At 60.1% G+C, this 13,066-nt stretch carries 10 protein-coding genes and 1 pseudogene; 1 reads left to right on the forward strand and 10 read right to left on the reverse strand.

The window, feature by feature from the left end:
* Positions 1–26 precede the first annotated feature (26 nt).
* The gene (locus tag AC0L4F_RS06740; protein ID WP_244686710.1) at positions 27–1,577 is read right to left on the reverse strand and encodes a helicase HerA-like domain-containing protein; all 1,551 of its coding nucleotides are present in this window, start codon (positions 1,575–1,577) and stop codon (positions 27–29) included.
* A gap of 531 nt (positions 1,578–2,108) precedes the next feature.
* Here AC0L4F_RS06740 and AC0L4F_RS06745 point away from each other — a divergent pair.
* Positions 2,109–2,720, forward strand: coding sequence for an invasion associated locus B family protein (locus AC0L4F_RS06745; RefSeq protein ID WP_244686712.1), 612 nt, complete (start codon positions 2,109–2,111; stop codon positions 2,718–2,720).
* 102 nt (positions 2,721–2,822) lie between these two features.
* On the opposite strand, the gene lpxB is transcribed toward AC0L4F_RS06745, so the two are convergent.
* The 9 genes and pseudogenes from lpxB to AC0L4F_RS06790 form a co-directional block, all read right to left on the reverse strand.
* On the reverse strand, positions 2,823–3,974 hold the full coding sequence (gene lpxB / locus AC0L4F_RS06750) for a lipid-A-disaccharide synthase (protein WP_244686714.1): 1,152 nt from the start codon (positions 3,972–3,974) through the stop codon (positions 2,823–2,825).
* 1 nt (position 3,975) lies between these two features.
* Positions 3,976–4,779, reverse strand: coding sequence for an LpxI family protein (locus AC0L4F_RS06755; RefSeq protein ID WP_244686717.1), 804 nt, complete (start codon positions 4,777–4,779; stop codon positions 3,976–3,978).
* 5 nt (positions 4,780–4,784) lie between these two features.
* Positions 4,785–5,576, reverse strand: coding sequence for an acyl-ACP--UDP-N-acetylglucosamine O-acyltransferase (lpxA, locus tag AC0L4F_RS06760; RefSeq protein WP_244686719.1), 792 nt, complete (start codon positions 5,574–5,576; stop codon positions 4,785–4,787).
* Complete coding sequence (gene fabZ / locus AC0L4F_RS06765) at positions 5,576–6,031, reverse strand: 3-hydroxyacyl-ACP dehydratase FabZ (protein ID WP_244686721.1); 456 nt, start codon at positions 6,029–6,031, stop codon at positions 5,576–5,578. The genes lpxA and fabZ overlap by 1 nt, the downstream gene beginning before the upstream one ends.
* 107 nt (positions 6,032–6,138) lie before the next feature.
* Entirely contained in the window at positions 6,139–6,915 is a 777-nt protein-coding gene (locus tag AC0L4F_RS06770) for an OmpH/Skp family outer membrane protein (RefSeq protein WP_244686723.1), read from the reverse strand.
* Positions 6,916–6,929: 14 nt separating this feature from the next.
* Positions 6,930–9,290: an outer membrane protein assembly factor BamA gene (gene bamA, locus AC0L4F_RS06775; protein WP_473446136.1), complete on the reverse strand. Its 2,361-nt coding sequence runs from the start codon at positions 9,288–9,290 to the stop codon at positions 6,930–6,932.
* Positions 9,291–9,733: 443 nt separating this feature from the next.
* Positions 9,734–11,082, reverse strand: a pseudogene (gene rseP, locus AC0L4F_RS06780) (RIP metalloprotease RseP).
* A 13-nt stretch (positions 11,083–11,095) separates the two neighbouring features.
* Entirely contained in the window at positions 11,096–12,274 is a 1,179-nt protein-coding gene (dxr, locus tag AC0L4F_RS06785) for a 1-deoxy-D-xylulose-5-phosphate reductoisomerase (protein ID WP_244686726.1), read from the reverse strand.
* Entirely contained in the window at positions 12,271–13,065 is a 795-nt protein-coding gene (locus AC0L4F_RS06790) for a phosphatidate cytidylyltransferase (RefSeq protein ID WP_244686728.1), read from the reverse strand. The genes dxr and AC0L4F_RS06790 overlap by 4 nt, the downstream gene beginning before the upstream one ends.
* Position 13,066: the final 1 nt, after the last annotated feature.

The raw sequence follows: 13,066 nt of genomic DNA on the forward strand, positions 1-13,066 counted from the left end.
AATGCGCAAGGTTTGCGCCGCGTGCGTCACCGCCCCTTGAACAATCCCCCCAGGATGCCGCGCACGATGCGCCGTCCTGTGGTGCCCTTCAGCTCCTTGATCACCACTTTGGTCATCGCCTCGCCAAAGCTTTCTTCCCGGCGCGACCGGGTTCTGGGGCGGGATGTGGAACGGGACACGCGTTTGCCGGAATAACGTCGGGCGGATCGGTATTCCCGTTCTGCCACTTCCTCGGCCTCGTCCTCGGCACGCTCTGCGGCTTCTGCGGCCTGAGCGGCATCCTTGGCCCGTTGCGTCAGGATTTCATAGGCTGACACCCGATCCTGTGGCTGGTCATATTTCCCGGACACAGGTGATTGCGCCATCACCGCGCGCCGCGCCTCGGCGCTCAATGGTCCCAGCTGGGACGACGGTGGACGGATCAGAGTGCGTTCCGCCATCCCCGGCACGCCCTTTTTCTGCAACATCGAGGTCACAGCCTCGCCGACACCAACCTCGCGGATTGCCTGTTCGATGTCGAACCTGGGATTGTCACGATAGGTTTCCGCCGCCAGGCGCAGCGCCTTGCGATCGCGGGCGGTAAAGGCACGCAGCGCATGTTGCACCCGGTTGCCCAGCTGCCCCAGAATATCCTCTGGCACGTCATCGGGGTTCTGGGTGATGAAATACACCCCGACCCCCTTGGACCGGATCAGGCGCGCCACCTGTTCCACCTTGTCGACCAGCGCATCCGGCGCGCCATCAAACAGCAAATGCGCCTCATCAAAGAAAAAAACCAGCTTTGGTTTGTCGGGGTCACCGACCTCCGGCAGGGTCTCGAACAATTCTGACAACAGCCACAAAAGGAACGTCGCATAGAGCCGTGGCGACGCCATCAACGTATCCGCCGCCAGAATATTGATCCGCCCGCGCCCATCGGCATCGACCTGCATCAGATCATCCAGCTCCAGTGCCGGCTCTCCGAACAGGCCAGCGCCGCCCTGATTTTCCAGCACCAACAACCGCCGTTGAATTGCCCCGATCGAAGCGGTGGAAATATTGCCATAGCGCAGCGACAGCGCCTTGCGGCTCTCTCCGACCCAGACCAGCAGGGATTGCAGATCTTTCAGATCCAGCAGGGGCAGACCCTGTTCATCCGCCAGCCGAAAAGCGATGTTCAACACGCCTTCCTGCGCTTCGCTTAATTCCAGTAGACGGGCGATCAGCAAGGGCCCCATGTCAGACACTGTCGTGCGCACCGGGTGCCCCTGTTTGCCAAACAGATCCCAGAACGTGACCGGAAAAGCCGCATAAGTGTAGTCGTCAAAACCGATCTTGGCCGCGCGCTGGGCAAAGGCATCGTGCAATTTGAAATCCGCCCGTCCCGCCGCCGCAAGCCCCGACAGGTCGCCTTTGACATCAGACAGAAACACCGGCACGCCGGCCTTGGAAAACCCCTCGGCGAGGATTTGCAGCGTCACGGTTTTCCCGGTGCCGGTGGCCCCGGCAATCAGCCCATGTCGATTGGCATATTTCAGCGACAGCTCCTGTGCCTCGCCATACTCTGGCCCGCCGCCACCAATGAATATCCCCGCCATGGGCCCCTCCGACTCTCTCATCATAGGCGATCGGGATACGTCCCGCGTCGCAATCTCGGCTTAACCTTTGTCTGTCATACCATGTAATGTCCAGCGTTCGGGCCTTGTCCGGGGCTGGATTGACTTCCTCCCTGTCAGACTGGCCGCGCCCCTCCCGGTGCGGCCTTTTTTCAAATGATGGTTCCGGAGCCATGGAAACCAAAGCGCTTTCATCATTCCGGGTGAAAAATTATAACTTGGCTGTTGACCGGCGGCAAAAATGTTCGTAGCGTCCCGTCAATGACTAAGTCGGCCAGTCCGACGGGGAGCAAAAAAATAGGAAAAGGGGTCGATTACTCGGCCCCTTTTTCCAATTGTGGCAAGGGTTTGCCGGTCAGCTTTGCCATGTCGTTGACAGTCCTTCACGGAAAAATGCACCATGGGAACGGCCCGCAATCGGACAATCCGCCTGACAGCGGCAATCAACCATGTTAAGCGCAGCGGGCGAATGCGGCGCATGCATTCAGACAAGTGTTAACAAAGGGGGGTGTGATGCCCAAATTTCTTTCTTTACTGCCTTTTATTGCCCTGATGGCCCTGACCGCGCCGGCAGCCGCCCAGGACGCAGCTGCTGAAGAAACGCCCGCCGAAGGCGCTGCTGGCAGCTCGATCGAGGATCAGTTGGCCGTGGGCCAAGAGGCAACCGAACTTGGCAGCACCTATGTCAAACAGGAAAGCGGCGACTGGGAATTGCGCTGCATCCGGACCGAGACCCCGGAAAACGACCCCTGCCAGCTGTATCAATTGCTGAAAGAAGAAAACGGCAATGCGCTGGCCGAAATTTCGATGTTCCGCCTGCCGGCCGAGAGCAAGCTGCCCGCCGGTGCGACCGTGATCGTGCCGCTGGAAACGCTGCTGACGGGTCAGTTGGGGATTTCTGTGGATGGGTCCAAGCCCAAAAGCTATCCGTTTTCCTTCTGCAACCGCCAGGGATGTTACGCCCGCATCGGTTTGACCGCAGAAGACATTGCCGCCTTCAAACGTGGCGCCGAAGCCAAGGTGATGATCCGCCCCTTCGCGGCACCGGATCAGATCGTGGCCTCGACCATGTCGCTGTCTGGCTTCACAGCCGGTTTCGAATTGGCCAGCGTGCTTCAGCAATAAGCTCTCACCGCCATGACGTATTGGAACGCCGCCCACTGGGCGGCGTTTTCATGTCAGGTTGTTGAATGTCTAGGCCGGGACTAGGTCCGGGTTTGATCCGGCTCAGCCAAGTCCATCAAGCACGGCCCGCGCCGCGCGCCGCCCCGGGGGTTCCTGTCCGCGTCCCAACCGATCCATGGTCAGCGCCATCGCCGCCTTTTGCCCATCCGGGGCTTTGGCCAAATCCAGAACCGCACTGGAAATTGCATCCGGCTGACAGGCTTTGCCGATGAATTCTGGCACAACCCGCGTCTCGGACACCAGATTGACCAATGTGACCGTATCCACCCGCAACATGCGCCCGATGATCTGGCGCGACAGCCAATTCATGTCATAGGCGATCACCATCGGTGTGGCTGCCGCCGCAAGCTCCAGTGACACGGTGCCCGACGCAGCCAGCGCCAGATCAGCGGCGCGAAAGGCCCGGCGTTTTTCGTCCTGCGCCCCGGCGGCTCTGCCATCCAGCACCACCGGCGCGCCCGGCCAATGCGAGGTCACCTCTTGCACCAGCGCGGCCACCGGCGCAGCGGCGGGCACGACAAATCGCATGTCGGGCCGTTGGGCATGAATGCGCGCCAGGGTGTCGCCAAAGATCCCGCCCAGCCGTCCAACTTCGCTGCGCCGCGATCCCGGCAGAACCAGCAAAGTCGGTGCCGCGTCCAGCCCATGGCGCGCGCGAAACTCTGACACTTCGGCATCGGTTGGCACCGGCTCTGTCACCACCGGATGGCCGACAAAGTCACAGCGCATGCCCGCCGCCGTCATGTAAGGCGGTTCAAACGGCAACAACGCCAGCACCTGATCAATATGGCGCGCCATGCGTTTGGCCCGCCCCGGACGCCAGGCCCAAACGGTGGGCGCAACATAATGCACGGTGCGGATGTTGCTGCGGGATTTGACGATTTTCGCCACCCGCAGACAGAATTCCGGCAGGTCAATGGTGATCAGCACATCCGGCTTCTGTGCGATGACCGCCTCGGCAGCCTCGTTCACACGCGCTTTCAACGCGTTATATTGCGACAGGATTTCGCTGACGCCCATGACGCTGATGTCATCCATGGGAAAGAGGCTGGCAAGTCCGGCCTCTTCCATGCGGGGTCCACCGACACCATGAAAGGAAATCTCGGCATCTGGTAACAAATCGCGCAGCCCGGCCATCAATGCAGCGCCCAGCTTGTCGCCCGAAGGCTCACCCGCGATCAGAAAGACGCGCATTCTATCCTTCGTCGGCAAAGACAAAAATCCCCGCCTCCTGCGCCGCGGCAATCAGACCTGTCCGGTCGATCAACACCACCTGACGCGCGGCGATGACAATCCCGTCCAGACCGGCGGCGGCCGCAGCACGGACCGTGTCCGGGCCGATGGCCGGCATATCCACGCGCAGATCCTGTCCGGCTTTGGGACGTTTGACCAGAACGCCGCCCTTGCCCCGCAGGCTGGCGTCGGTTGCCGCGACAAAGCGCAACATCGCATCGGTGCCTTGCTGGGTTTCGATCCCAAGCGCCAGACCATTGGCCACCACCGCGCCCTGCCCGACGTCAAGCGGCGACAAGGCGCGCAGGATGTCATTGGCCCGGTCGCAATCGGCCCGGTTCTGCTGGCTCTGCTCCGCGCCCACCAGCGCCCCCGGCGCGGCGGTCAACTCTGGCAGAAGATCATGCGCACCGACCACGGCGATCCCGGCCCCCTCGAACACGTCGATCACCAATCGTGCGAGGGCATCATCGCCGCCCTGCAAGGCCGCCAGCAGACGCGGGGCAAGTTTCTGCATGAAGGGATCAAAGGTGGCCGGGTTAAGCGGCGGTCGGCCAATGCCCCCCGCCAGCACAACCCGGTCGACGCCACGCGCCGCCAGATCGTCCAGAAAGCCGCCAAAGGCCTCGAACCGATGGCGGGCATCCACCCGTGGCATCGGGGCGTCAACGCCGTCAAACACCACACAGACCGCATCTTCGTAAGCCATGGCAAGGGCCGCAGGCAGGTCGCCGCTGCCAGCCAGAATCGCCAGTTTGCCGGTCATTTGGATCAGCTCCCGGGGGTCAGATAATTGCGGTCGGTCTCGCCCGCGACGAAATCGACAATCTGACGGACATATTCATTATCGCTGTCATTGCCGAGCCGTTTTGCACGTTCAACAAAGGCGCCCTCGCCCTGTGCCAGCATCTGAAACGCAGCCCGCAATGCGGTAATATCCGCCCGCGCCACGCCGCGCCGCTTCAACCCGACGAGGTTCAGCCCGTCCAGCTTGCCACGGGGGGCCTGTACCAGCCCATGCGGGATCACGTCATTGGTCACCATGGTGACCGCGCCGATGATGGCACCGCGCCCGATGCGCACCCATTGATGCACGCCGGACAGCCCGCCGATGATCACCTCGTCTTCGATGACGCAATGACCGGCCAAAGCGGCGTTGTTGACCACGATCACCTTGTTTCCGACCTGGACGTCATGCGCCACATGGCATCCCGCCATGAACAGACCGTCATCGCCCACACGGGTAATGCCGCCGCCACCCTCGGTGCCGGTGTTCATCGTCACATGTTCGCGGATCCGGTTGCGTTTGCCGACAATCAGCTGCGTCTCTTCGCCCGAGAATTTCAAATCCTGCGGAATCGCTCCGATCACCGCAAAGGGAAAAACCACGGTGTCTTCGCCGATTTCGGTCCGACCGGTCACCACCACATGGCTCATCAGCTCGACACGGGGCCCCAGAACAACCTTGGGGCCGATATGGCAAAACGGCCCGATACGCACGCCTTCGCCGATCTGCGCGCCGTCTTCGATCACCGCGCTGGGGTGGATAAGACCATCAGTCATCACAGATCCATCATTGCAGTGAATTCGCATTCCGCGGCCATTTCACCGTCCACAGTGGCAACACCCGCGAATTTCCACACCCTGCCACCGGGTTTGCCGCGTACGGTTTTCACATTCATCTCCAGCACGTCCCCCGGAACCACCTTGCGGCGGAATTTGCATTTGTCGATCGCCATGAAATAGATCAACAGATCCTTGTCGGCCAGATCCATCGCAACACCGATCATCACACCAGAGGTCTGGGCCATCGCCTCGACGATCGTGACGCCGGGCATGATCGGGGTGTTCGGAAAATGCCCCTGAAAATGCGGTTCGTTCATGGTCACATTCTTGATCCCCTTGGCCGAGGCATAGCCGTCGATATCGACGACCTTGTCCACCAAAAGAAACGGATAACGGTGCGGCAGGATCTGCTGGATCAACTGAATATCCGCGCTTTTCAATGTGTCGCTCATCTGTGGTCTTCCTTTATCCGTCTTGTGCGGACCTGTCCCTAGCAACCCTGTGGGCATCGGGCAAGTATTCGCCGGACCCTGTCAGTCCTGGTCGGCGGGCTCTGCGGTTATGCCATCAGGGGCATCTGATCCGCTTTCAATGCCGGTTTCCGGGGTGGATTCTGGCGTGGGTTCCGGGGTGGGCTCCGGCTGGGGGTTTGGCGTCGCTTCTGGGCCAGTGTCTGTACCCGTGTCTGTGCGGCGTCTGTGCCAGTATCCTGGGGCACGTCTGGGATGGTGCCCTCGACCGTGCCCGGTGTGGGACTGTCCAGCGCGTTTGCCTGCACGGTATCCAGCCGTTCAGCGGTGATTTCGGTTACGTCGATCCCGTCATTGAACACCAATACGCTGCGCTTTTCCATCACGATCAGCGCCCCGGTTTCCAACATCAGCTGGCCCAGGATCGGCACTGCGGCCTGACGGAACTGCAATTGTTCCTCTGCTTGTAACCGATTGATCGCCTGTGCTTTTTCATCCTGTTCCGCGCGAAGCTGTTGCACGCGCGCGTCAAAGTCATCCGCCAGGTTGCGAAAATCTTCGGCGGCCAGGGTGCCGCGTTGCGCCGTCAGCGCCTTTTCCTCGGCCGCCAATTCCCTGTCTATCCGGGCATTTTCCGCCGCCAAGGCGCGGCTTTTCTCATCCAGATCGGATTCAATGGCGCGGCCAAATTCCGAATTTCGGAACAAAGCCTCAAAATCAATCACCAATATCGGACTGCGCAGGGCCGAGGGCGGCTCTTGTGCATGTGCCATACCGAACAGGCCCGACATCCCGGACCAAAAGACGGCAAAGGCGACGACCCACGCCGCCGCCTTCTTCGTTGATCTGGCATCACTGGTGCGCAAACGTGCCCCCGCGATCAGAATTGCGTCGCAATGGTGAATTCAAAGAGCCGATCTTTGTCGTACTCTTCTTTTTGCAGCGCCTTGGTAAAGTTGAACCGCAGCGGGCCAATGGCCGTTGTCCAGAAAATCGACGCACCGATCACATGACGCGCCGAGGCCTCGTCATAGAAAACGCTGTTTGACGTCGATGTGTTGTCCAACCCCCAGAGCGAGCCGACATCATAGAACACCCCGCCCGACAGCCCGTATTCCTCAGGCAATCCCAGCGGGAATTCCGCTTCAAAACGGGCGACGGCGAAATAATTGCCACCAAGCGAGTCATTGACCCCACCCGCGCCGCGTTCACGCGGGCCGATCCCGCCGGGTTCAAAACCGCGCATCCGGCTGGAGCCGAGGCGGAACCGGTCGATAACACGGCTGCCATCGCCGCCGGTCCACAGCGCCCCACCTTCGAACACCGCCCGCAGGGTGATTTCCTCGTTGCGGATCTTCTTTTCCGCCGTGGCCTTGGCCGTGGTGCGAACAGAATTCACATTGCCGCCCAAGCCGTTGAAATCCTGACCGAATTCCAAACGGACACCGGAATTCGGGTCCAGCCCGCGGTTGATGGTGTCATAGACATAGGTATAGCCGATGCCGCTGGTGTATTTGCCAGCCTCGGCAACCTCCGCCGACAGAATTTCACCCAGCTCGTCACCGGGATTGCGCATTTCATTGTAACGCGCGGTATAGCGGGTCTGAAGCGTGCTGTATTCCGCCACCGGAAAGGCCAGGCTTGTGCTGAAATAGCCCAGCACAGTGTCATAGCTGTCGGTATATTGGTTGTCTGTCTCGGTGTAGCTGATCGAAAATCCGAACCGCAGATCGCGGTTCAAAAAGGCCGGCTCGGCAAAGCTGAAGGCATAGTTGGATGCCCCCGACGCGGTGGTGAATTCCAGCGACAATTGCTGACCCCGGCCCAGGAAGTTCTTCTCCGAGAAGGAAATATTCGCGCCAACACCGCCATCGGTGGAATAGGAGCCACCAAAACCGATCGACCCGGTGGGTTGTTCGGCCACATCGACGTCGATCACCACCTGTTCGGCGCTTGATCCTTCGCGTGCATTGACGTCAGCAGAGCTGAAAAAGCCAAGGGCGCGAATGCGTTCTGCGGATTGCCGGATTTCACGCGGATTAAACGGATCACCCTCGACCACATCAAACTGACGGCGCACAACACGGTCCAGCGTGGTGGTATTGCCTTCGATGTCGATACGTTCGATGAAAACACGCGGTCCCCGGGTCAGGATGAATTCCACATCCAGTTCCAGCGTGCGGTCGTTGCGTGTGACGCGCGGTTCCACCCGAATGAAGTTCAGGCCCTTCTTGTTGGCCAGCCGCTCCAGTCGGGCGATTTCATTTTCGACCAACGACGGCGAATAGACCACGCCCTGACGAATTTTCAGCACATCCTGAAAATCATCTGCATCGACTTCGGCCACATCGGAAACGGTGCTGATCGCGCCAAAGGTGAACTGCTGACCTTCCTGCACATTCAAGGTCATGAAATAGCCGTCGCGTTCCTCGGCGACCTCGGCATTGACCGAATTGATGCGGAAATCGACATAGCCGCGCGAGAAATAGAAATCGGTCAGGACCTGTTTGTCAAAGGCAACACGGTCTTCGATAAAGCTGTCGCGACGAATGATCGACCGGAACAGACCCGCCTGTTTGGTTTCCAGAACCCGGCGCAGACGCCGATCCGAAAACTTCTGGTTGCCGACCACGGAAATCCGCTCGACCTCGATCACCCCGCCTTCGAGAATTTCAAAGGCAAGATCGACGCGGTTGTCAGAGCGGCGGATCAAACGCGGGGTCACACGGGCGCTGGCGCGGCCCTGTTCGGCATAGGCCTGTACAATCGTCTGGGCGTCGCGTTCGGCGGTCGATGCATTGAACACCCGACGCGAGGCCGAGGTGACCAAACCGCTCAGGTCCTCGTCCTTGATCCGGCGGTTGCCTTCAAACACAACGCGGTTGATCGTGGGGAATTCCACCACCCGGATCACCAGCTTGTTGCCGACCGGTATGATTTCGACCTCTTCGAACAGGCCAGAGGCCAAAATCCGTTGATAGGCATCATTCAACTCGGCGGCGGACACGCTCTGGCCACGGGCGATGCCAGCATAGCTCAGAATGGTGGCCGGTTCGATCCGCTGCGCACCTTCGATTGCAACCTGGTTGAAGCTATAGCTCTGTGCCACGGCGGTTGTCGGCACCATCGCTGCCTGAACCGCGATAGCGGCTGCACCCGCGAAGAGAACAGATTTTACTGATTGAAGACCGGTCTCAATTGCTGTGCGTTTGGTCGCACGCGCGCCTTGTCGAATATGCATGTGCCAATCCGTTTAACATCCCACATTGGCTGAGTATCGGTATCGGCGGGTGTTGTCAAAACCAAGCGGCGGGGCGCAGACAGGAATCTTTGCGCCAAATACACAAAATATGGATGTTTTCAGACGACAGAGGCCAAATGGCAGGCCAACATCAAGGCAAAGCCCAATGTGGCGATGAAAAAATCCGGTCAGCATTGATATGCGCAATAAGGCGCAATCCGCGATATCCATGGGTCAAAGTCTGCATTTTTCTCGCTCTTTCTCGGGCGTTGCAGGCCAGAGGTTAGGCGACAAATCGGGCAGCAATGGGGCAAACAGCAAATTCTGCCCCTTTGCGCCGTTGATGATTTCACTTTTGCAACCAAGGATCGGCAAACCCCCGCCCATCCGGGCATTGCCCGGGATAGCGGTCAAGGGGATCACCCGTGATCACAAGGGATCAATCAGGGGCAGAGGATCAAATCATTGCTGAGCGAGAAGACCATGACCGACAGCACCACCGCCAATCCCACCGCCATCAGAACGCTTAGCACGCGGTCATGTGGCGGGCGGCCAACCACGGCCTCATAGGCGTAAAACACCAGATGCCCACCGTCGAGAACCGGGATCGGGAACAGGTTCAAAAGCCCGACAGCCGCGGACAAGACCGCCACAAACCAGATGAAACTGGAAGTGCCCTGCGCCGCCATTTGGCCAGAGGTCTCGGCGATGCCAACCGGACCTGACAGGTTGCAGGTGGAAATCTGACCGGTGATGATATGCCACATGCCGGAAAGCGAGCTTTGGATGATCGCCCCGGTCTGCATCACGCCGCCGGTAATCGCCTCGCCGACGCTGGGGGCGGTTTTGGCGGGATCAAAGAACAAGCCGCCGACAATGCCAACGCGCCAATGGGTGACGAATCCACCGTCCGGGCCCGGCTCATCCACCCGGCGCGGGGCCAGGGCAAATTCCAGAATCTCGCCATCGCGCCAGACATCCAGCAAAAGCGCCCTGCCCTCGGATGCCTCGACCTCGGTTTTGATCTGATCAAAGGTTGCGATGTCTTTGCCATCAACCCCGACAATCACATCCCCCTGTTGCAGCCCAATGTCATAAGCCGCCGAGCGCGGCACCAAGCGGGTGACATTCGGCGGATAGGGATAGGGGCCGCTCACGATGATTTCATCGCCATTGCGACGAATACGATAATCGAGGTCATTCTGCGGCGGCAGCGCAGCCACAAATGCGGCAAAGCGGCGGAATCATCAAAATTCGGCACGTCCTGACCGGCAATCGACAACAGGACATCGCCTTGCTGCAATTCCTGCACGCTGGGCGACGGGCGCAGCTCGCCAACGGTCAGCGGTTCCGACGTCACCCCACGCGTCAGGAACAACGCCGTGAAAATCACCATGGCCAGCACGAAATTGAAGGCCGGGCCTGCGGCAACCGTCAATGTCCGCGCCCAAAGCGGCGCGCCCGCCATGGTCGACCGGCGTTCTGCGGCGCTCATCGCGTTCAGGCTGTCCTGATCGGATTGCGCGCTTGCGGCATCGGCATCGCCGCGAAATTTCACATATCCGCCCAGGGGCAGCGCCGCGACCTGCCATTTTGTGCCGTGGCGATCCACCCGGGAAAACAAAACCGGCCCAAACCCAAGCGAGAAGACATCCGCCTTGATCCCGCTCCAGCGTCCAACGATGTAATGGCCATATTCATGGATCGCGACGATGATCGACAGGGCCACGACAAAAGCCAGTAACGTGAACAATGTGTTGCCAAACTGCGGAATCAGGGTTGCGATATCCAAACTGCCCTACCTTTTATGTCTTTATTTTGCGGTCACGGATGACCTTATCGGCCTCTTGCCGTGCCAAATGGTCCACTTGGCGCACGTTATCAAGGGTCATTGCGGCGTCAATGAGACCGGATTGGCCTGACAATTCGGTGAGAACGGCCTCGACGACCTCTGCCATTTCACAAAACCCGATGTCGCCAGCGATGAAGCGGTCGAGACTGCGTTCCTTGGCTGCGTTGAACACCGCGCCGCTCAATCCGCCCTGCTGCATCACCTCACGCGCCAACCGCAGCGCGGGCCAGCGGACCTCGTCCGGCGGGCGGAAGGTCAGGGTGGCAATCTGGGCCAGATCCAGCCGCGCCACCGGCAATTCACGGCGTTCCGGATGATGCAGCGCAAAGCCGATGGCATGGCGCATATCCGGCGGGCCGACATGCGCCATCAAGGCCCCGTCGCGAAATCCAACCAGCGCATGCATCATGCTTTCAGGGTGCACCAGCACCTCTATCTGGGCGGGGTCAAGATCAAAAAACTCATGTGTTTCAATGACCTCCAGCGCCTTGTTAAACATTGATGCGCTGTCGATGGTGATGCGCTGGCCCATGTCCCAATTGGGATGGGTAGCGGCCTGTGCGGGCGTGGCATGGGCCAGCGCCTCGATCGGCCAATCACGGAACGCACCGCCGGATGCGGTGATGATCACCCGTTCGACCGCCGCCATGTCTTCGCCGATCAGGGCCTGAAACACCGCCGAATGTTCGCTGTCGACCGGAAGGATTCGCGCGCCATGGGTCGCGGCGGTTTCGGTCATCAACCGCCCCGCGCAGACCATGCTTTCCTTGTTGGCCAGCGCCAACGTTGCGCCCTGTTCCAGCGCCGCCAACCCCGGTGCCAGGCCAGCCGCGCCAACAATCGCCGACATCACCCAATCGGCGGGACGGGCTGCGGCCTCGGTCAATGCGGTTGCGCCCGCGGTGGCCACGACATCCGATCCGACCAATGCGGCGCGCAGATCCTCCAACAGGTCGTCATGCGCGGTCACGGCGACCTTGGCGTTCAGCTTTCGGGCATCCGCCGCCAATTGCGCAATATTGCGCCCACCGGTCAGCGCCACGACCTCATATCCGGCGCGGTCGCGGGAAATCAGATCAATGGTGTTCTGGCCGATAGAGCCGGTTGCGCCGAAAATAGAAACCCGTTTCATGGCATGCCAACAGGCGGAAAATCTGCGATCTGGACGATCAGACAGACAAACAATGCCGCGCCCAACATGCCGTCAAACCGATCCAGCACACCGCCATGTCCGGGGATCAATCCAGAGGAATCCTTGACGCCGACCCGACGTTTGACCGCGCTTTCGGCGATGTCCCCCAATTGCGAAGCCAGTGACACGGCCATCGAAATCGCGATCACACTTGGCCCCGACGCCCCCGAAAGCCAGTAAATCATACCAACCGTCCCTGCCCCGATCCAACCCGCCGCCGTACCGGACCAGGTCTTTTTCGGGCTGACCTTGGGCCAGAACTTTGGTCCGCCCAACAGGCGGCCGGCAAAATACCCCGCCACATCGGTCACCACCACCACCAGAACCAGCCACAAAAGCCAGGACAGGCCAAAATCGCCGCGCAAGGCCAACATGGCATATGCGGCCAATGGAATGGCCAGACTGAACAGCAGGAAAATGCCGCGATGCGCCGCAATCAGGAACAGACCGATCAGGCTGGGCAGGATCATCAGGCCAAAGCTGGCCGCCGTCTGGGTCATATCCGCCAAGAGCAGACACACCCCCGACAGCGCCCCCAACGCCAGCGCAACCCGCTGTGCGCCGCCAATCATTCGGATCAATTCCCAGACCATCGCGCCGCAGACCACAATCATCAGGCCGCGAAACCACCAACCGCCCAGCACAATTGCCAGAACACCGACAAGCACCATGACAATGGCTGATCCGATACGGACGATCAGGTCATCCCAATTCCCGCCTTTTCGCGCCATA

The organism is Marinovum sp. J2-8 (assembly GCF_055808435.1).

Bases quoted from the DNA above. Each gene is read 5' to 3' on its own strand.
- AC0L4F_RS06740 (WP_244686710.1), bottom strand. From the start codon at position 1,577: ATGGCGGGGATATTCATTGGTGGCGGCGGGCCAGAGTATGGCGAGGCA.
- AC0L4F_RS06745 (WP_244686712.1), top strand. From the start codon at position 2,109: ATGCCCAAATTTCTTTCTTTACTGCCTTTTATTGCCCTGATGGCCCTG.
- lpxB (WP_244686714.1), bottom strand. From the start codon at position 3,974: ATGCGCGTCTTTCTGATCGCGGGTGAGCCTTCGGGCGACAAGCTGGGC.
- AC0L4F_RS06755 (WP_244686717.1), bottom strand. From the start codon at position 4,779: ATGACCGGCAAACTGGCGATTCTGGCTGGCAGCGGCGACCTGCCTGCG.
- lpxA (WP_244686719.1), bottom strand. From the start codon at position 5,576: ATGACTGATGGTCTTATCCACCCCAGCGCGGTGATCGAAGACGGCGCG.
- fabZ (WP_244686721.1), bottom strand. From the start codon at position 6,031: ATGAGCGACACATTGAAAAGCGCGGATATTCAGTTGATCCAGCAGATC.
- bamA (WP_473446136.1), bottom strand. From the start codon at position 9,290: ATGCATATTCGACAAGGCGCGCGTGCGACCAAACGCACAGCAATTGAG.
- dxr (WP_244686726.1), bottom strand. From the start codon at position 12,274: ATGAAACGGGTTTCTATTTTCGGCGCAACCGGCTCTATCGGCCAGAAC.
- AC0L4F_RS06790 (WP_244686728.1), bottom strand. From the start codon at position 13,065: ATGGCGCGAAAAGGCGGGAATTGGGATGACCTGATCGTCCGTATCGGA.